16 protein-coding genes and 1 riboswitch are annotated in these 18,628 nt (G+C 45.6%); of the genes, 8 read left to right on the forward strand and 8 right to left on the reverse strand.

Going from position 1 to position 18,628, the window contains the following annotated elements:
• Nucleotides 1–360: 360 nt before the first annotated feature.
• Entirely contained in the window at nucleotides 361–795 is a 435-nt protein-coding gene (locus tag AB4263_RS22305) for an Hsp20 family protein (RefSeq protein ID WP_009848140.1), read from the forward strand.
• A gap of 106 nt (nucleotides 796–901) precedes the next feature.
• Here AB4263_RS22305 and AB4263_RS22310 read toward each other — a convergent pair whose 3' ends face one another.
• The 4 genes from AB4263_RS22310 to glyQ all read right to left on the reverse strand — a co-directional run bounded on the left by AB4263_RS22310 (nucleotide 902) and on the right by glyQ (nucleotide 7,683).
• Entirely contained in the window at nucleotides 902–2,152 is a 1,251-nt protein-coding gene (locus AB4263_RS22310; RefSeq protein ID WP_017058812.1) for a valine--pyruvate transaminase, read from the reverse strand.
• A gap of 254 nt (nucleotides 2,153–2,406) precedes the next feature.
• Nucleotides 2,407–4,494 carry an alpha-amylase gene (locus tag AB4263_RS22315; protein ID WP_017058813.1) on the reverse strand — a complete coding sequence of 696 codons (2,088 nt, stop codon included), beginning with the start codon at nucleotides 4,492–4,494 and terminating at the stop codon, nucleotides 2,407–2,409.
• A 202-nt stretch (nucleotides 4,495–4,696) separates the two neighbouring features.
• Nucleotides 4,697–6,763 (reverse strand): glycine--tRNA ligase subunit beta, encoded by a 2,067-nt coding sequence (gene glyS, locus AB4263_RS22320; protein ID WP_017058814.1) that lies wholly within the window; start codon nucleotides 6,761–6,763, stop codon nucleotides 4,697–4,699.
• Between the two features lie 2 nt (nucleotides 6,764–6,765).
• On the reverse strand, nucleotides 6,766–7,683 hold the full coding sequence (gene glyQ, locus AB4263_RS22325; RefSeq protein ID WP_017058815.1) for a glycine--tRNA ligase subunit alpha: 918 nt from the start codon (nucleotides 7,681–7,683) through the stop codon (nucleotides 6,766–6,768).
• Nucleotides 7,684–7,893: 210 nt separating this feature from the next.
• Nucleotides 7,894–8,010, forward strand: a riboswitch (yybP-ykoY riboswitch).
• A gap of 93 nt (nucleotides 8,011–8,103) precedes the next feature.
• Between glyQ and AB4263_RS22330 the strand changes: the two genes are divergently transcribed.
• Nucleotides 8,104–8,661, forward strand: a complete 558-nt coding sequence (locus AB4263_RS22330; protein ID WP_004739245.1) for a TMEM165/GDT1 family protein — start codon at nucleotides 8,104–8,106, stop codon at nucleotides 8,659–8,661.
• A gap of 147 nt (nucleotides 8,662–8,808) precedes the next feature.
• On the forward strand, nucleotides 8,809–9,063 hold the full coding sequence (locus tag AB4263_RS22335) for a hypothetical protein (RefSeq protein WP_017058818.1): 255 nt from the start codon (nucleotides 8,809–8,811) through the stop codon (nucleotides 9,061–9,063).
• An 83-nt stretch (nucleotides 9,064–9,146) separates the two neighbouring features.
• On the opposite strand, the gene tusA is transcribed toward AB4263_RS22335, so the two are convergent.
• Nucleotides 9,147–9,398 carry a sulfurtransferase TusA gene (gene tusA / locus AB4263_RS22340; protein ID WP_004736675.1) on the reverse strand — a complete coding sequence of 84 codons (252 nt, stop codon included), beginning with the start codon at nucleotides 9,396–9,398 and terminating at the stop codon, nucleotides 9,147–9,149.
• A gap of 149 nt (nucleotides 9,399–9,547) precedes the next feature.
• On the opposite strand from tusA, the gene AB4263_RS22345 reads away from it, so the two are divergent.
• Nucleotides 9,548–9,733 (forward strand): hypothetical protein, encoded by a 186-nt coding sequence (locus AB4263_RS22345; protein ID WP_004736674.1) that lies wholly within the window; start codon nucleotides 9,548–9,550, stop codon nucleotides 9,731–9,733.
• Between the two features lie 156 nt (nucleotides 9,734–9,889).
• Nucleotides 9,890–10,831, forward strand: a complete 942-nt coding sequence (locus tag AB4263_RS22350; RefSeq protein WP_372098928.1) for a LysR family transcriptional regulator — start codon at nucleotides 9,890–9,892, stop codon at nucleotides 10,829–10,831.
• Between the two features lie 135 nt (nucleotides 10,832–10,966).
• On the opposite strand, the gene AB4263_RS22355 is transcribed toward AB4263_RS22350, so the two are convergent.
• The 3 genes from AB4263_RS22355 to fadB all read right to left on the reverse strand — a co-directional run bounded on the left by AB4263_RS22355 (nucleotide 10,967) and on the right by fadB (nucleotide 15,551).
• Nucleotides 10,967–11,947 carry an MDR family oxidoreductase gene (locus tag AB4263_RS22355; protein WP_017058820.1) on the reverse strand — a complete coding sequence of 327 codons (981 nt, stop codon included), beginning with the start codon at nucleotides 11,945–11,947 and terminating at the stop codon, nucleotides 10,967–10,969.
• Nucleotides 11,948–12,189: 242 nt separating this feature from the next.
• The gene (gene fadA, locus AB4263_RS22360) at nucleotides 12,190–13,353 is read right to left on the reverse strand and encodes an acetyl-CoA C-acyltransferase FadA (protein WP_372098929.1); all 1,164 of its coding nucleotides are present in this window, start codon (nucleotides 13,351–13,353) and stop codon (nucleotides 12,190–12,192) included.
• A 26-nt stretch (nucleotides 13,354–13,379) separates the two neighbouring features.
• Complete coding sequence (gene fadB / locus AB4263_RS22365) at nucleotides 13,380–15,551, reverse strand: fatty acid oxidation complex subunit alpha FadB (RefSeq protein WP_372098930.1); 2,172 nt, start codon at nucleotides 15,549–15,551, stop codon at nucleotides 13,380–13,382.
• A 227-nt stretch (nucleotides 15,552–15,778) separates the two neighbouring features.
• On the opposite strand from fadB, the gene AB4263_RS22370 reads away from it, so the two are divergent.
• Genes AB4263_RS22370 through hemG form a run of 3 tightly spaced genes read left to right on the forward strand, consistent with a single transcriptional unit; the run spans nucleotide 15,779 to nucleotide 18,432 of the window.
• Nucleotides 15,779–16,402 (forward strand): YigZ family protein, encoded by a 624-nt coding sequence (locus tag AB4263_RS22370; RefSeq protein ID WP_017058823.1) that lies wholly within the window; start codon nucleotides 15,779–15,781, stop codon nucleotides 16,400–16,402.
• A 34-nt stretch (nucleotides 16,403–16,436) separates the two neighbouring features.
• Nucleotides 16,437–17,894 carry a TrkH family potassium uptake protein gene (locus tag AB4263_RS22375; protein ID WP_008223210.1) on the forward strand — a complete coding sequence of 486 codons (1,458 nt, stop codon included), beginning with the start codon at nucleotides 16,437–16,439 and terminating at the stop codon, nucleotides 17,892–17,894.
• 10 nt (nucleotides 17,895–17,904) lie between these two features.
• Nucleotides 17,905–18,432 (forward strand): menaquinone-dependent protoporphyrinogen IX dehydrogenase, encoded by a 528-nt coding sequence (hemG, locus tag AB4263_RS22380; RefSeq protein WP_065584162.1) that lies wholly within the window; start codon nucleotides 17,905–17,907, stop codon nucleotides 18,430–18,432.
• Nucleotides 18,433–18,628: the final 196 nt, after the last annotated feature.

Below are 18,628 nucleotides of genomic sequence, written 5' to 3' on the forward strand. Positions count from 1 at the left end.
CTCCTCCTACTCGATTTTGTAAGATATTGAAAAATATTGAGTTGCAAAAATAATTGAAAATAACCCCTTGAAACTATTTTGCTCAATCCATATATCTATTTGTGAAGAGGATGACTGTCTTGCTCTACAAGAGAAGAAACAGAACCTTCATTACCGCTAACGAAGTATCGCTCAATAGAGGATAACTTTGGCAGCACACAACTTAAAAATTGATTCATTGCCATGTCCCAGCGTTGTCGCCAATAGAGGTGAAACCCGAGGAATGCGAATTGAATCTCTTAGCTGTTTACTGGGTCACACACAGGTTAGATCCAAGTAAAATTCGCAGCTAAGACTATTGCTTACTAAAAGGATAGCATTATGAGAACTGTAGATTTCACTCCACTTTACCGCAACGCAATCGGCTTCGATCGTCTATTCAACATGATGGAAGCGAATACATCGAAGAACTCTTCTGGCGGTTACCCTCCATACAACATCGAGCAAAAAGACGAGAACAACTACCGTATTACTATGGCAGTCGCTGGTTTTGCTGATGACCAATTAGATCTGACTCAGAAAGAGAACATGCTAATTGTGAAAGGTGAGCGTAAAGCAGAAGCAGAGAAAACCTTCGTATACCAAGGTATCGCAGAGCGCGATTTCGAGCGTAAATTCCAACTGGCTGACTACGTAAAAGTGGTAGGTGCAAGCATGGAAAATGGTCTTCTTCACATCGACCTCGAACGCGAAATCCCAGAAGCGATGCAACCACGTAAGATTGCTATCAATGGTAATAGTCTACTAGAAGGCTAATTACTGTTAGCTCCTTAGAGCTAAAAAATATCGGGAAGTAAAAGTGAAAGAGCACCTCATTAGGTGCTCTTTTTGTATTTGACCTGCGGTAAGCTAAAAGCTCTTATTACTGCTCTGAGTAAGCCTTTTTCACTTCTTCAGCAATGATAGCAATGCCTTTCTGCATCGCCTCATCATCTTGCACGTAGTTCATACGTAGACATTGATGGGCATGATCCCACTCGTCTTCTTGGCCGATAAAGAAGTATTCACCCGGAACAATCAATACGCCGCGAGCTTTAAGGCGGTCGTACAGTTCCATTGTGGTGATCGGCAGCTCATCAAACCATAGCCATAAGAAGATAGCGCCTTCAGGCTTGTGAATACGGAAGCGAGGGTCGTCGATAGCGTCTTGTAACAGTTCAACTGCACGTAGTGACTTATCTTTATAGAAAGGTTTGATTACCTCGCTACTTAAGCGCAGTAAATCGCCTTTTTCAATCATGTGATTGGCAATTGCAGGGCCAACACTGTTTGGCGCTAAGCTAATGATGCCATTCATGTTGGTCAATGCTTGTGTTACTTCTTCACTCGCAATTACGATACCGCAACGCACACCCGGCAAACCAAGCTTAGAAAGGCTCATGCACAGAATCGTATTTTCATTCCAGAGCGGTTCGACATCTTCAAAGATGATGTTAGGAAACGGCAGGCCGTAAGCATTGTCGATCAGCAGTGGGATGTTGTTTTCACGCGCCAGTTTATCCAGTTTACGCACTTCTTCGTCGGTCAGTACGTTACCCGTTGGGTTGGTTGGACGAGATGCACAGATAGCCGCGACTGAGTCATCAACCTTTAGTTGTTCAAAATCAACGTGGTATTTAAACTGACGGTTTTCTAGCAGTTCGATCTCTGGGTGGTAAGAGATAAAAATATCGTCATCAATACCCGCGTCGCCGTAGCCGATGTATTCCGGTGCGATCGGCAGTAGGATTTTCTTATGTGAGCCGTCAGGCTGTTGGCCTGCTAGCAGGTTGAATAGGTAGAAGAAGCCACTTTGACTGCCATTAGTCAGGCTGATGTTCTTCTCGCTGATATCCCAGCCATAGGTCTCTTTCAGCATTGCCGCTAACGATTTGATGAAGCTGTCTTTACCCTGCGGACCATCGTAGTTGGCGAGGGCGGCGATGAGTTCTCCACTGGCGAGCATGTCGGCACTGGCTTGGTTAAAGTAATCGAGCATGGCAGGGATAGCGGCTGGGTTGCCACCACCGAGCATGATAGCGCCAGGAGTGCGCAGGCCATCATTCAAATCATCCATTAAACGAGTGATTCCAGAGTATCGATTAAACTTTTCGCCAAACTTAGAGAACTGCATTACTAATTTTACCTAATTCATTGTGATTGCTTGTTACGTGTCATTAAGGCAGACCTTATGTCTGCCATCAGTGTATTCCTTGAACATACCGCAATGTTTTTGCGACGCATAGCGCCAAATGCTCTAACACGTAAAAAACTTCTATAAAGTTTGGTTAATGAGTGACAGCTTGCTTATTGAACGTACCTTTAGCGATAAAAAAAGGAGAAGCCTAAGCTTCCCCTTTAGTTTCTGGTGTTTATGTTAATGAAGGTTTAGTTCGAACCGGTATAAACGACTAATACCTTGTCATCTTGGTATTGGCGTTCGAACGCATAGTAGCCCTTGCTGTTACGGATGATGTGCTTACCCTGAGCAACGGCTGGGTGGCGTTGGCGGAATTGGCCAAGCGCTTGCCAGTGTTCTAGCAGCTCTGCACGTTCGCCAGTGATTTGATCCCAAGGCATGTCTGAGCGTGTGCCTTGCATTGGATCAGACCCCGTTGGGCCAAAGTCTCGGGCGATTTCATCGCCGTAATAGATCTGTACCGCACCGGGAGCCAGCATCAACGCGTTTGCAGCTTTGGTTTGTTTTGCAAAGTCACTGCCATGTTGTGTCCAGAATAGCGAGGTGTCGTGAGACGAAAGGTAACTCAGTACGTTGAACTCGCTGTCGTTGTTGATCTTCTCTGCGTATCGAAGGTAATCAGCATCAAGATCGGATAGGCACTTGAGCGCCTTTGGTGCGATATCACTCTGGAATTCAAAGTTGATGATCGAATCAAATCCGTTAGCGAAGTAATCTGATTTGACCACGCTGTGTGCCCATACTTCGCCAGTCATCCAGAAGGGTAAGTCATCCAAGGCCTTGTCTGGGTTGTTCTGTTTCCACTCGGCAAGTGCCTGGTTGGTGCTCTCTTTCAGTTCTGCCCATGCTTCGAGTTCAACGTGTTTAGCGGTATCGACCCTGAAACCATCGACACCATATTCGCGCACCCAATCCGATAACCAAGTGATTAAATGGTTACGAGGTGTTTTAAGTTCATCGGTCGCGCTGGTGGACTTATTGCGATAGAAATTAGGCAGCCCGATTGTCTCTGTCGACTCTGTTTTGAAATCGGGCAGATGCGCCAAAGACATGGTGAGGTTATTGTAGCCCGGAGAGTCATAGGCGCCGATATCGCTGCGTAGCCAAGCTTTGCCCCACCACTTTTCCCACGCTTCTTTGTCGCTGTAAGAGATGTAGTTGTTGAAGTAGTGCCAGTTCTGACCTTTGGCAGGTTGCCAATCTGTCCAGTTTTCGCCAAGTGTTTGTTTGGCTTCTTCGTCAGTTAGGTTGAGCTTACCAAAATCAAACTCTTGCATGTCGGCAAGCGTCGCATAGCCGGTGTGGTTCATTACCACATCCCAAACAACACGAATGCCTTTGCTATGCGCGGTATCGATGAAGGTTTTTAGCTCGTCTTCGGTGCCCATGTTGTCATCGAGCTTGGTCCAATCTTGATGGTAGTAGCCGTGGTAGCCGTAGTGTTTGAAGTCACCTCGATCACCGCCGCCAACCCAGCCGTGGATTTGCTCTAACGGAGACGTTATCCAGATAGCATTAGCACCGAGTGATTCTATGTAATCGAGTTTTTCGGTTAAGCCTGCCAAGTCACCACCGTGGAAGGTGCCGATTTCGTCTTGTCCATCTTGGCTGCGACCGTAACTGTTGTCGTTATCAGGATTACCATTGTGGAAACGGTCAGTCATTACGAAGTAAACCGTGGCGTTATCCCAACTAAAGTCAGCTTTGGTTTCTGGTTCTACTTTCTCAAGCAGCAGAACACCTTGGCTATTTTCTGCTGGCTGCATGGTGACGCTGCCATTCGTTACTGTGACTTGTTTGCCTGAAAGAGCGTCTCTAACCACGGTGCCATCATCAAAGGTTTGAGCAACGTCGATGATGGTTGGTTCGTCACTAGGAACCGGACAAGCAAAGCTTTGTACTTGTTGTTGCTTCGGCTTTATCTGAACGGTCAGTTCATTGGTTTGTGGGTTGAGCATAAACTGATAGGTGTTAGCGCGAAAGATCTTGATATCTAATTCAGACTTCTCGGCGCAGTCGTCTAGGCGAAGGGGTTTATTGAATTTGATGCGGTTTTCTTCAGCCAGCGCATAGTTGGTGCCACAGGTATTTTGAGTATCGCTGATAGAGAAGGTATAGCTACCTTTCGCGAGTTCCTGTTCTGCAATCACGGTGCCTTTACCGGATGATTCGAATACGACAGTGTCGTTATCAATTGTCAGTAATAGGTTGTTGTCACTGGTTTGGCTGCATGCGCTGAGTGCGAGTATTGAAAGCGCGAGTACTGTTTTTTTCATTGTTCCCTTCCCCTGAATAAACAGGTCAGTTATAGCAAACAATGCCCTCTACAGTCTGAGTGCTGTTTCATTCAGTTAATCAATAAGACCTCTACAAACAAATGCTTGGTTCACAAAAACAAAAAGGGAAGCTTTCGCTTCCCTTTGGGTGTTTACCGTTAATTACTCAGAGTATGACTTAGAGTAATTGTCTCACTTGTGCTTATTTTTGCAGTAGAGAGATGTCAGCAATCTGTAGGAACAGGTTACGTAGGTTGTTCAGTAGCGTTAGACGGTTCTTCTTAAGCGCTTCGTCATCAGCCATAACCATTACGTTATCGAAGAATGCATCAACTGGTTCACGTAGATCAGCAAGCTTGCTTAGGGCTTCTTGGTAGTTACCTGTTGCGAATGCTGGTTCTAGTGCTTCCGTCATTACTTCAACGTTTTCAGCCAGTGCTTTCTCTGCGTCTTCTTGAAGAAGCGTTAGGTCGATTTCAGCTGGTAGCTCGCCATCGAATTTCGCAAGGATATTACCTACACGCTTGTTCGCTGCTGCTAGTGCTTCTGCTGCTTCCAGTTCACGGAAGTGAGAAACCGCTTTAACACGTTGGTCAAAGTCAGCAGGCTTAGTTGGACGACGTGCTAGTACCGCTTGGATGATATCAACGCTGAAACCAGCATCTTGGTACCATGCGCGGAAACGACCTAGCATGAAGTCGATAACGTCAGCTTCTACGTTTTTGTTAGTCAGCTTGTCGCCTAGTAGCTCTTTCGCTTTACCGATTAGATCGGTTAGGTCTAGGTTGTAGCCGTTTTCAACGATGATACGTAGCACACCTAGAGACGCACGACGAAGTGCAAATGGGTCAGAACCTTTTGGTGCTTGGCCAATACCGAAGATACCTACGATAGTGTCTAGCTTGTCTGCCATTGCTACTGCTGAAGAGATACCAGTGCTTGGTAGATCGTCACCCGCGAAACGAGGCATGTATTGCTCGTAAAGTGCCAGTGCTACTTGCTCGTCTTCACCGTCGTGAGTCGCGTAGTGCATGCCCATCACACCTTGAGTATCCGTAAATTCGAATACCATAGAGGTCATTAGGTCACACTTAGCCAGTAGGCCAGCACGCTTAGACTTTTCAACGTCAGCATCGATTTGCTCAGCAATGTAGCCTGCAAGCTCTGTGATGCGGTCTGTTTTGTCTTTGATAGTACCCAATTGCTTCTGGAAGATAGCCTGGTCTAGTTCAGCAAGACGGTCGATAAGCGGGCGCTTACGGTCTGTGTTGAAGAAGAATTCAGCATCAGCAAGACGTGGGCGTACCACTTTCTCGTTACCTTCGATAACGTGACGAGGCTCTTTAGACTCGATGTTCGATACGAAGATGAAGTTCGGTAGTAGCTTCTTGTTGTCATCGTAAACAGGGAAGTACTTTTGGTCACCCTTCATGGTGTAAACCAAAGCTTCAGAAGGGACTTTTAGGAACTCTTCTTCAAACTTCGCTGTCAGTACTACTGGCCATTCAACCAGAGACGTTACTTCTTCAACAAGGTCATCTTCTAGGTCAGCTGTACCGCCAACCGCAGCTGCCGCTTTTTGCGAATCAGCAAGGATGATCGCTTTACGCGCTTCGTAATCTGCCATTACTTTACCGCGCTCTTCTAGGATCGCAGGGTATTGGTCAGCAGAGTCGATTGTGAACTCTTGTTCGCCCATGAAACGGTGGCCACGGATAGTACGAGCAGATGCTACGCCTAGGATTTCGCCTTCAACAAGCTCATCACCTAGTAGTACTGTCAGTGTTTTTACTGGACGGATAAATTGAATGTCTGAGTTACCCCAGCGCATTGCTTTAGGAATTGGTAGGCCAGCCAGTGCTTTCGCAGCAATGTCCATCACCAATTCTTGAACTGGTTTGCCAGCTACTTCTTGTTTGAAAAGAAGCCACTCGCCTTTGTCTGTTTTCAGACGGTCAGCTTGCTCAACAGTAATACCGTTACCACGAGCCCAACCTTGTGCCGCTTTGGTCGCGTTGCCTTCAGCATCGAATGCCACAGAAACAGCAGGGCCACGTTTCTCAACCACTTTGTCTGCTTGGCCTTCAGCCAGTGCAGTTACTTTAAGTGCTAGACGACGAGGTGCTGCGTACCACTTGATGCCTTCGTGAGAAAGCTCAGCCGTTTTAAGACCTGCTTCAAAGTTAGAAGCAAACGCTTCTGCTAGAGAACGAAGTGCTGTTGGTGGAAGCTCTTCCGTACCCAGTTCAATTAGAAAATTTTTCGCCATGATTATTTACCTTCCTTCTTACACATTGGGAAGCCAAGCGCTTCACGTGACGCGTAGTACGCTTCAGCAACTGATTTAGTCAGGTTGCGGATACGAAGGATGTAACGTTGACGCTCTGTTACAGAGATAGCTTTGCGCGCATCAAGGATGTTGAATGCGTGACCTGCTTTTAGAATGCGCTCGTAAGCTGGAAGCGGCAGTGGCTTCTCAAGCTCAAGTAGTTCTTTACACTCTTTCTCGCACTGATCGAAGAAAGTGAATAGGAAATCTACGTCTGCGTGCTCGAAGTTGTATGTTGATTGCTCAACTTCGTTTTGGTGGAAGATGTCACCGTAAGTCACGTTAGAACCGTCTGGTGCTACGTTCCATACTAGGTCGTAAACAGAATCTACTTCCTGGATGTACATTGCTAGACGCTCGATACCGTAAGTGATCTCACCTGTTACAGGTTTACACTCAAGGCCGCCAACCTGTTGGAAGTAAGTAAACTGTGTTACTTCCATGCCGTTTAGCCATACTTCCCAACCAAGGCCCCATGCGCCTAGTGTTGGGTTTTCCCAGTTATCTTCAACGAAGCGAATGTCGTGAACAAGTGGGTCAACACCAAGAACCTCTAGGGAGCCTAGGTACAACTCTTGGATATTGTCTGGCGATGGTTTTAGCGCTACTTGGAATTGGTAGTAGTGCTGCAGACGGTTCGGGTTTTCACCGTAACGGCCATCGGTCGGACGACGAGAAGGTTGAACGTAAGCTGTAGACATTGGCTCTGGGCCAAGTGCTCGTAGACATGTCATTGGGTGAGAGGTGCCTGCACCTACTTCCATATCTAGAGGTTGAACAATGGTACAACCGTTTTGAGCCCAGTAATCCTGCAGCGCGAGGATCATTCCCTGGAAGGTTTTGATATCGTATTTTTGCATAGTCAGGTTCGCGCGATTCTTTTAAATGAATGAGAAAAATAACCTCTGAGTATACCGAGATATTCGTAAAGCGAGTAGGGGTAATCTTGTTTAATTAGTGGTCTAAAATGTCGTTTAGTGGATTTTTGTGCCTTTAATGTTTGTTTTTCGGCACAAGTGGATATTTTGATAACTTTGACACTTGTGTTTAAAACCATGGGCTATTAAAATCTCGCGGTCTTTGGGGAGTAGCTTACTTATTCATATCCTATTGAATGAGTTCGTTCGTCAACATAATTGATGCAAAATCATCATGGCGTTCGAGGCAACCACCACCTTGGTGGTGCTTAGCAAGACCATAGACAAGCATCGTGAACCGGGATGGGGCGCGAGGTTTGTCTTTGGTTAAATATAATAATCCCCATCCCAAATGAGCATGTCGTGAGCGTTTTAGCAATTTCAATTACAACTGTCGCCTTAGCCGAGATCGGTGATAAGACTCAGTTGCTATCTCTTTTATTAGCCAGTCGATATCGCAAGCCGATACCTATCATCGCAGCTATCTTCTTTGCCACCATTGCCAATCATGCCCTTGCAGCATGGCTCGGGGTCGTGGTTGCTGATTATCTTTCACCTGAAGTATTAAAGTGGGTGCTGGTGGTCAGTTTCATTGCGATGGCTGGCTGGATTTTGATTCCCGATAAGTTAGATGACGATGAACAGATCTCAAACCGAGGACCGTTTGTCGCCAGTTTTATCGCTTTCTTTATTGCTGAGATCGGCGATAAAACCCAAATTGCGACCTCTATCCTAGGGGCTCAATATGCGGATGCATTAGCGTGGGTGATTCTGGGTACAACCATTGGTATGTTGCTGGCAAATGTGCCTGTGGTGATCATCGGTAAGCTGTCTGCTGATAAGATGCCTCTTGATCTGATTCGTAAGATCACAGCCTTGCTATTCGTGGGTTTAGCTATCGCTGCTGCGTTTTACTCGTAAGTGTTTTGAGTCTTATTATACTCAATCAGTAGAGTAATGTGTTGTAGGTCATACTCTTACAGTATTGTGGGGTTTATCGAGCGAATGGACATATAACTGTCATACTTGTCATGATATTTTAATCTTGTGAGTTAAGAACACGAGGGCATGATTATGTTGACGCGTTATATGGGTATTACTCCACAAAGCCAAAGTTATCTATTTACTTTTGGTCTTGCACTTACACTGTTAGGCATGGTGTTGACGGACATGTGGCTGCCAATGGTCGCGGGTGCCATCATCATGACTGCACTTGCGGTAGAGGCTTGGATTCGGGTCGCGCATATTATTCCGATGCGCAAAGATATCCGAGAAATTCAGCATCAGCTGGAGCATCTGCAAAACAAATCTAGAAGCGAATAAACAAAAAGCCGCTCGTACTCTGAGTTCTGTTTAAGAACATAAGGTACGAGCGGCTTTTTTGATACTTGATAGTCGGTGGGGCGTTACGCCTCCAATCCCTTTCTGATCAAATACTGGTAAGGCAACGTTTCTGTTGCTTGGCCTACCAACTGGTGATCCATGAATCGACAAAAGCTCGGAATATCTCGAGTTGTCGAAGGATCGTCAGCTTTTACCAGTAACACATCGCCATCCTGCATGTTTCTAATTGTCTTCCTGACCATCATTACTGGTTCCGGGCAACGCAGGCCTTCAGCTTCTAAAGTATGGGTTGCCAGTTCAGGTTTGAATGTCATGGTTTGTATCTCTATATCTATCTAACGAGTGAATAATACGTCTGCAGAAAAAATATGCAATAAGTGCTTGGCAAACAGAATCATTTCCTATAACTTAGTTAACAAGTTGATAACAAATTAAAGCAAAGGCAACTAGCTAAGGAGTGGCGATGTTGACAGGATTAGATAGATTAACAATTTATTCGGTTCTCTGTTTTATTTCTTTTTGTGCGTTAGTACTACGCTCATCGACAGAGACCTCACTGATGCCTATTTTTGGCATAGTAGCAACGATTATTGGTATTTGGGTAGAGATGCGCCGTTGGCAAGGCATAGCCGAAGAGCAAGAGCACTAACCCGAATACAGCAAGCGAATTCCGATACGACAACATTCCGACACTATCCCCCAATTTTCTTGGGCTTCCCCGCGTAATTGCGGGATTTTTTTTATCTAAAGCATGCTATAAACAACTTAGTGACTAATGGCAATCGTATACAGCTAGGTAAGTGGCGTGGAATTAGAAGACATCTATCGTAGAGACCTTAATTTATTGGTCGCTTTAAAGGTATTGATTGAAGAGGGCAGCGTAAGCCAGGCCGCGCTTCGTCTTAACTTAAGCCAATCCGCAACCAGTCGAGTATTAGGGCGTTTAAGAGAATTACTAAACGATCCGTTGTTTACACGTCAAGGTCAGCACCTTATTCCTACCAAGAAAGCACTCGAGATCAGTCAGCGTATTGATCAGCCTTTGGAGTCTTTTCGCCAATTGCTGAGTCCGAGTGACTTTGACCCTTACTATTGCAGCGAACGTTTTCTGATCGCTACCACCGATTATGCGATGCAAACCATCTTGCCTTATGCGTTGCCTAAGATTCATGAACAAGCACCCAATATCTCTTTGGAGTTTGCTCCGTTGCAGCATGAGCATTTGTTTAAACAGCTCAGCACCGAACGCGTTGATATGGCGATCTGTCGTCCGAGTGGCAGCATTGCACCACTTCATCAAGAAGTCTTGGGGCCGGTTGGTGTGTCGTGTCTGTTATCTAAAAACCATCCATTAGCCGATCAACCTTTAAGCCTTGCAGACTATGTTTCACTCCCACATGCGATGATTGCGATCAGTGATGGTGTTAAGGCTTTATTGGACAACGCTTTAGCTAATCAACAACCCAGAAAAATGGTACTGCGTGCTTATCACCTTGAAGCGGCATTGGCGATTGTCGATAGAATGCCGTTGGTGATTACTGTGCCTGCTGATTTGGCTTATTTGGTAGCAGAGCGTTATGACTTGGTTGTTAAGCCATTACCATTTGAATTTATGCCGTTTGATTACTCACTGATCTGGCACTCGCGTTGCGATTCTTCTGCTTCACAACAATGGTTAAGAAGAGTGGTAAAAGAAGAGTGTGGTGAGTTGATTCAAAAACGGATTGCGGATGTCGGTTTGGGTTAACCGGATCTGAGTCTGAGTTCACTTGACCCGAATGACAAAAACGCAAAAGGGCTGATAAAAATCAGCCCTTTGTTGTTTTGGGTTATCCAAGCCTAAAGCTGTTGCTTAAGGTTTGATAACTTTATGTTTGAGAGCCTATAGTTTAATGACTACGCGACCAGTGATTTGACCGTTAGTGATGTCTTCTGCTGCTTGAATTGCACCGTCTAAAGACACTTCTTTGGTTGCTTGAGCGTAGAAAGATTCTGGTAGTAGCTCAGCCAGTTGTTCCCACGCTTTAATACGTTTTTCACGAGGGCACATTACAGAATCAACACCTTGTAGGCGAACGTTACGCAGAATGAATGGCATTACCGTGGTTGGTAAGTCAAAACCGCCTGCTAGACCACACATCGCAACCGCACCGTTGTAATCAATTTGCGCCAATACTTTCGCAAGCACTTTGCTGCCTACCGTATCGATAGCGCCAGCCCACAGTTGTTTTTCTAGTGGCTTAGCTGGTTCTTCTAGTTCAGCACGCTCTACAATACGTGTCGCGCCTAGTGATTTAAGTAGTTCACCGTTTACAGAAGCACGGCCAGTCACTGCTGCCACTTTGTAGCCCAGTTGGTTTAGTAGAGTGATAGATACGCTACCTACGCCGCCACTTGCACCTGTTACTAGGATTTCACCGTCTTCAGGCTTGATGCCAGCATCGACAATAGCTTGAACACAAAGCATTGCTGTGAAGCCTGCTGTACCAATCGCCATTACTTTCTTAGCGTCTAGACCTTTAGGCATCGGCACTAACCAGTCACCGTTTAGGCTTGCTTTCTCAGCCATGCCGCCCCAGTGACCTTCACCAACACCCCAACCAGTTAGAACCACTTCGTCGCCTGCTTTGTAGCGAGGGTCATCAGATTGTGAAACCACACCAGAAAGGTCGATACCAGGAACCATAGGGAAGTTGCGAACAATGCGCCCTTTACCTGTAATCGCCAAACCATCTTTGTAGTTCAAAGAAGAGTAGCTAACATCAATCTTCACGTTACCTTCTGGTAATTGAGATTCTTCAATTTGAGAAACTGACGCGATAGTTTTTTTGTCTTCTTGGTTTAGTACAAGTGCTTTAAACATGATCTGCTCCGTGGAGGAATATTAGGAAACTGAAGTAACTTTAGTTGAATCATCCGAGAAAAAATAATGAAACATCAACATTGAATATATGCGTTTTGTGCATAGATGTCAGGGTTGGTTTTTCTCTCGTTGAGTTCGCTGAACACAATCGATGCATTGTTGGATGCCAAGCAATAAAAAGTGCAGCTATATAAATATAGCTGCACAAAAGATTACCCTTCAAATATTACAGTCAGTAAACGCTATGGACGTTCAAATACCGTTGCAATACCTTGGCCTAAACCAATACACATAGTCGCCAAGCCGTATTTCACGTCTTGTGCTTCCATCAGGTTGATTAGCGTCGTCGAGATACGAGAACCAGAACAGCCTAGTGGGTGACCCAGAGCAATCGCACCGCCGTTAAGGTTTACTTTCTCGTCAACAACATCCAGTAGACCTAAGTCTTTAGCACAAGGTAGAGATTGAGCAGCAAACGCTTCGTTTAACTCAATCACACCCATGTCTTCAATGGTTAGTCCTGCACGTTTAAGTGCTTTTTGGGTTGCTGGTACTGGGCCGTAACCCATGATTGAAGGATCGCAGCCAGCGATAGCCATAGACTTCACGCGAGCGCGAATCTTAAGGCCAAGTGCGTTAGCTTTCTCTTCGCTCATGATAAGCATTGCAGAAGCACCATCAGACAGAGCAGATGAAGTACCTGCTGTTATTGTGCCGTTTGCTGGGTCAAATACCGGACGCAGCTGGGATAAGCCTTCAACTGTTGTCTCTGGGCGAATGACTTCGTCGTAATCCAGAGTGAACAGAGAACCGTCTGCAGCGTGAGCTTCGGTTGGCAGGATTTCATTTTTGAAACGACCTTCAACCGTAGCTGCTTGAGCGCGAGCATGTGAGCGTGCTGCGAATGCATCTTGGTCTTCACGGCTAATACCGTGCATTTTGCCTAACATCTCAGCGGTTAGCCCCATCATACCGGCCGCTTTTGCTACGTGTTTTGACATGCCTGGGTGAAAATCAACACCATGGTTCATTGGTACGTGGCCCATGTGCTCCACACCACCAATCAGGCAGATTTCAGCATCACCAACCATGATAGAGCGAGTTGCATCATGCAAAGCTTGCATAGATGAACCACATAAACGGTTGACTGTTACAGCACCAATCTCAATCGGTAGACCAGCAAGCAAGGCAGCGTTACGTGCAACGTTGAAGCCTTGCTCTAGTGTTTGTTGTACACAACCCCAGTAAATATCTTCAATTTCGACAGGGTTTACTTCTGGGTTGCGCTCTAAAATGCCTTTCATCAAATGTGCAGACAGATCTTCAGCACGAGTGTGACGGAAAGCTCCACCTTTGGAACGTCCCATTGGGGTGCGAAGGCAATCAACAACAACTACATTTTTCATTTTGCTATTCCTTTTCCAAATGTGGGTTACAGAGAACTGGCTTGTTGGCTGTCGTAAAAGCTTTCGCCCTTCGCTGCCATATCAAGCAATAGCTGAGGAACTTGGTACATTGCACCTAAGTCTTGGTAGCCTTTCGCCATTTCAACGAAGTTACCAATGCCCACACTGTCTAAGTAGCGGAATACGCCGCCTCTAAATGGAGGGAAGCCTAAACCGTAAACCAGTGCCATATCCGCTTCTTGCGGTGTCGCGATAATGCCTTCTTCTAGACAAAGCACCACTTCGTTGATCATTGGAATCATCACGCGCTGGATAATTGTTTGGTCATCAAAATCTTGTGGTGCTTGACATACGTCAGCCAAGATAGGAAGAATGTCTTCAGAGAAGGTCTTCTTCGGACGACCACGCTTGTCTACGCTGTATGTGTAGAAACCGCTACCGTTTTTCTGACCGTATTTTTCAGCAACGTAAAGTGCATCAATCGCATCACGACCTTCTTTGCCCATACGCTCTGGGAAACCTTGCGCCATCACAGCTTGTGCGTGGTGTGCAGTGTCTAGGCCTACAACGTCTAGTAAGTAAGCCGGGCCCATTGGCCAACCGAACTTGCGCTCCATCACTTTATCGATCTTAGTGAAATCAGCACCGTCGCGTAGCAACATGCTGAAACCGCCAAAGTAAGGGAAAAGTACACGGTTAACGAAGAAGCCTGGGCAGTCGTTAACAACGATTGGGGATTTACCCATCTTCGCTGCGTAAGCAACCACGCGATTGATGGTCTCTTCTGAAGTTTGTTCACCACGGATGATCTCAACCAAAGGCATGCGATGCACAGGGTTAAAGAAGTGCATGCCACAGAAGTTTTCTGGGCGCTTCAGTGATTTCGCTAGCAGGTTGATCGGAATTGTAGAGGTGTTTGATGTTAGAACCGTGTCTTCACCAACCAAACCTTCCACTTCGCTCAGTACTGCTGCTTTTACTTTCGGGTTTTCTACTACTGCTTCAACAATCACATCCGACTGTTCTACACCCGCGTAATGCAGGCTTGGAGTAATAGAAGACAGAATACCTGCCATCTTGAATCCATCTAAGCGACCGCGTGATAAGCGTTTATTCAACAGCTTAGATGCTTCGTTCATACCTAGATCAAGCGATGCTTGTGCGATGTCTTTCATCATCACTGGCACGCCTTTTAGAGCTGATTGGTAAGCAATACCGCCGCCCATGATACCTGCACCAAGTACGGCTGTACGCTCAGTTGCTTTGTTTGCTGACTTACCCGCTTGTTTCGCTAAGCCTTTGATGTACTGGTCATTCAGGAATAAGCCAACTAATGCTTTTGCTTCTTCCGATTTCGCTAGCTTAACGAAGTGCTTACGTTCGATGTCGAGTGCTGCATCGCGATTGCTGCGTGCTGCTTCTTCAATCGCAATCACAGAAGTAATCGGAGCTGGGTAGTGAGGCCCTGCTTTTTGAGCAACTAAGCCCTTCGCCATGGTAAAGCTCATCATCGCTTCGAGTTTGCTTAGTGAAAGCGCTGATGTCTTTTGTTTACGGCGTAGCTGCCAGTCTAATTTTTCATTAGCAGCCAGAGAAACGGTATTGATTGCCGATTCTAGTAACTGGTCTGTTTCAACAATCGCATCTAACAAGCCAACTTTAAGCGCTTCATCTGCACGGCATGCTTTGCCTTGCGTGATAATTTCCATTGCGCTGTCAGCACCGATAACACGAGGTAGGCGTACACAACCACCAAAACCAGGCATGATGCCAAGTTTGGTTTCAGGTAGGCCAATGCTGGTGGTCTTGTCACCGATACGGAAATCGGTAGCGAGTACACATTCACAGCCGCCGCCAAGGGCATGGCCACGCATCATTGAAAGAGTTGGGACAGGAAGGTCTTCGAGCTTGCTGAAGATTGAATTAGCGAATCTTAACCATTCATCAAGTTCTGCTTCTGGCTTAGCAAATAGGCCAAGAAATTCAGTGATGTCTGCGCCTACAATGAACGCGTCTTTGTTTGAAGTTAAGATTAAACCACGTAATCCTGCGTGAGCATTAAGAGCATCTAACGCTTTATCTAGTGATTCTAAAGTAGCAAGGTCGAGTTTGTTTACAGAGGCTGGTGCACAGAAGCTTAATTCCGCAATACCATCTTGTAATTCCTTTACCTGTAGGGTGTTAGCTTGGTAAATCATTGTCTATCTCCATGACATACAATCCACGATTGTTTGAGAGAATCTTGTTATCTTTCTATTATTGTAGAATACCTGGTAAGACCAGTTATCTTAGTCTGTACCTCTGCTTGATTAATTTCAATACATTTTTTAAACAATTGTTTAACATTGTGCGATGGCACAGATCCTCTAACCCTTATTATTCACGCGTGATACACTTCGTCGCTCTTATTAACTAAGTTAACGATATGAATGAACAGCCTTATTTAATACCTTCTGCGTCGGCTCTGTTTGAAGAAGAGATAAAAAAGAGCGTCTTTATTACGCATCTTGCTCATACTCCAAGTGTTGAAGCTGCAAAACAGTTCGTAGAACAGGTGAAAAAAGAGCATTCTTCAGCACGACATAACTGTTGGGGTTTTGTTGCTGGTCGACCTGAAGACTCAATGCTTTGGGGTTTCAGTGATGATGGTGAACCCTCGGGTACAGCGGGTAAGCCTATCTTGGCGCAACTATCGGGCTCTGGTGTCGGTGAATTAACGGCTGTTGTGACGCGCTACTCTGGCGGAATTAAGCTTGGAACCGGCGGTTTGGTTAAGGCTTACGGCGGTGGCGTACAACAAGCTCTCAAGCTGCTTCAAACTATCGAGAAAAAAATAACCACAAAATTACGGCTAGAGTTAGACTATGGCTTTGTGCCGATCGCACAATCCATCATGGCTCAGCATCAGGCTGTTGAGGTCCAAGCTGATTATGGTGTTCAAGTTGAGCTTATTATTGAAATAGAGCTCCTTCAGGTAGATTCGTTTACCCAAACCATGATCAATAAAAGCGGTGCTAAGGCACTGGTAACGAAAGTCAAAGACAACTAGGAAGTGTGAAGCATTTCGCTTCGTTCAATAGCTCATGCAATTTCGCTCAATTATTCGAATCGTCGGATTATTATTAGCACTTTTTAGTGTATCAATGCTTGCTCCTGCGCTCGTCGCACTGATCTATCGAGATGGTGCGGGTGTGCCATTTGTGACGACCTTCTTCGTTCTCTTATTCTGTGGAGCAACTTGCTGGTTTCCAAACCGACGTTATAAGCATGAATTGAAAGCGCGTGATGGCTTTTTGATTGTTGTTCTGTTTTGGACGGTAATCGGTAGTGCGGGTGCGCTGCCGTTTTTGATCGCCGATAACCCCAATGTGTCGGTAACCGATGCTTTCTTCGAATCCTTCTCTGCATTAACTACGACAGGTGCGACCGTAATTGTCGGCCTCGATGATCTGCCTAAGGCGATTCTTTTTTATCGTCAGTTCCTACAATGGTTTGGTGGTATGGGTATCATCGTATTAGCGGTAGCTATCCTCCCTGTTCTGGGTATCGGTGGTATGCAGTTATATCGTGCTGAAATCCCGGGTCCAGTAAAAGATAGCAAGATGACTCCGCGTATTGCTGAAACGGCAAAAGCGCTTTGGTACATCTACCTGAGCTTAACCATTGCTTGTGCAGTGGCGTTTTGGCTTGCTGGGATGAGCTTCTTTGATGCCATCAGTCATAGCTTCTCTACTATTGCGATTGGTGGCTTCTCGACTCACGATGCGAGCATGGGGTATTTCAATAGCCCTGCGATCAACATGATTACAGTTGTGTTCCTTCTTATATCCGCATGTAACTATTCGCTTCACTTTGCTGCATTTGCTTCAGGTGGTGTGCATCCTAAGTATTATTGGAAAGATCCTGAGTTCCGCGCCTTTATCTTTATTCAGGCAGTACTGTTCTTGGTTTGTTTCTTATTACTGCTCAATCATCACTCTTATGATTCGTACTACGATGCTTTCGACCAAGCCTTGTTTCAAACCGTGTCTATCTCTACGACCGCGGGTTTTACAACGACGGGTTTCTCAGAGTGGCCATTGTTCTTACCCGTACTGCTTTTGTTCTCTTCTTTTATAGGGGGCTGTGCAGGTTCTACGGGTGGTGGTATGAAAGTGATTCGAATCTTACTACTTACTCTGCAAGGTGCTCGTGAAATGAAGCGTCTTGTTCACCCACGGGCTGTCTATACCATCAAGGTTGGCGGTTCTGCACTACCACAACGTGTTGTAGATGCGGTCTGGGGCTTCTTCTCTGCATACGCATTAGTGTTTGTGGTTTGTATGCTGGCTCTTATTGCAACTGGTATGGACGAGTTGAGTGCTTTCTCTGCGGTAGCGGCGACATTAAATAACCTTGGCCCGGGCCTTGGTGAAGTCGCGGTGCACTTTGGCGATGTGAACGACAAAGCAAAATGGGTACTTATCGTATCTATGCTGTTTGGCCGATTAGAAATCTTCACCTTATTAATCTTATTGACCCCTACGTTTTGGCGTAGCTAAGGACAACATTGTGGCAAAAGCTCTATTTTTGTATTCAAGCCGTGAAGGGCAGACCAAGAAAATCTTGAACTATATAAAAGAAGAAATGAGTGAGTTCGAATGTGAGCTTCAAGATCTGCACACTATTGGCAAGGTGGACTTTGCTCAGTACGACAGAGTGTTGATTGGCGCATCGATTCGTTATGGCCACCTTAATAAGAAGCTATATCAATTTATTGATGCCAACCTTACTCAGTTGCAATCAAGCAAGGTTGCGTTCTTCTGTGTTAACTTAACGGCGCGTAAAGAAGACCAAGGCAAAGATACACCAGAAGGCAGTGCGTATATTAAGAAGTTCCTTACCAAGTCTCCATGGCAGCCGACTTTAATCGGTGTATTTGCAGGTGCCCTCTATTACCCACGTTATAACTGGTTCGATAGAACCATGATCCGCTTTATTATGAATATGACAGGTGGTGAAACGGATACAACGAAGGAAGTTGAGTACACAAACTGGGAAAAAGTCTCTTTGTTCACTGAAAAACTGAAGAATATGTAAGATAAAAGCCTACTTTTGAGGCGTTTTGAGTTCTTTTTAATCGAACGAATAAAAAAACGAAAAAAACTTAAAAAAGGGCTTGCCAGTGTGATCGAAATCTCTATAATGCCACCTCGCTGACACGGGATGGCTTCTTAGGAAACCAGAACGAATCAGCAAGCCAAATTAGCCAAGCCAAGCGCTTGAAAAAAGTTTT

Origin of the sequence: Vibrio sp. 10N.261.55.C5 (genome assembly GCF_041470505.1) — a bacterium.
Classification (GTDB): Bacteria; Pseudomonadota; Gammaproteobacteria; order Enterobacterales; family Vibrionaceae; genus Vibrio; species Vibrio crassostreae_C.

What these genes read in the sequence shown, in the direction of transcription:
- AB4263_RS22305 (WP_009848140.1), top strand. Translation starts at nt 361, where the DNA reads ATGAGAACTGTAGATTTCACTCCACTTTACCGCAACGCAATCGGCTTC.
- AB4263_RS22310 (WP_017058812.1), bottom strand. Translation starts at nt 2,152, where the DNA reads ATGCAGTTCTCTAAGTTTGGCGAAAAGTTTAATCGATACTCTGGAATC.
- AB4263_RS22315 (WP_017058813.1), bottom strand. Translation starts at nt 4,494, where the DNA reads ATGAAAAAAACAGTACTCGCGCTTTCAATACTCGCACTCAGCGCATGC.
- glyS (WP_017058814.1), bottom strand. Translation starts at nt 6,763, where the DNA reads ATGGCGAAAAATTTTCTAATTGAACTGGGTACGGAAGAGCTTCCACCA.
- glyQ (WP_017058815.1), bottom strand. Translation starts at nt 7,683, where the DNA reads ATGCAAAAATACGATATCAAAACCTTCCAGGGAATGATCCTCGCGCTG.
- AB4263_RS22335 (WP_017058818.1), top strand. Translation starts at nt 8,809, where the DNA reads ATGATTATGTTGACGCGTTATATGGGTATTACTCCACAAAGCCAAAGT.
- tusA (WP_004736675.1), bottom strand. Translation starts at nt 9,398, where the DNA reads ATGACATTCAAACCTGAACTGGCAACCCATACTTTAGAAGCTGAAGGC.
- AB4263_RS22345 (WP_004736674.1), top strand. Translation starts at nt 9,548, where the DNA reads ATGTTGACAGGATTAGATAGATTAACAATTTATTCGGTTCTCTGTTTT.
- AB4263_RS22355 (WP_017058820.1), bottom strand. Translation starts at nt 11,947, where the DNA reads ATGTTTAAAGCACTTGTACTAAACCAAGAAGACAAAAAAACTATCGCG.
- fadA (WP_372098929.1), bottom strand. Translation starts at nt 13,353, where the DNA reads ATGAAAAATGTAGTTGTTGTTGATTGCCTTCGCACCCCAATGGGACGT.
- fadB (WP_372098930.1), bottom strand. Translation starts at nt 15,551, where the DNA reads ATGATTTACCAAGCTAACACCCTACAGGTAAAGGAATTACAAGATGGT.
- AB4263_RS22370 (WP_017058823.1), top strand. Translation starts at nt 15,779, where the DNA reads ATGAATGAACAGCCTTATTTAATACCTTCTGCGTCGGCTCTGTTTGAA.
- AB4263_RS22375 (WP_008223210.1), top strand. Translation starts at nt 16,437, where the DNA reads ATGCAATTTCGCTCAATTATTCGAATCGTCGGATTATTATTAGCACTT.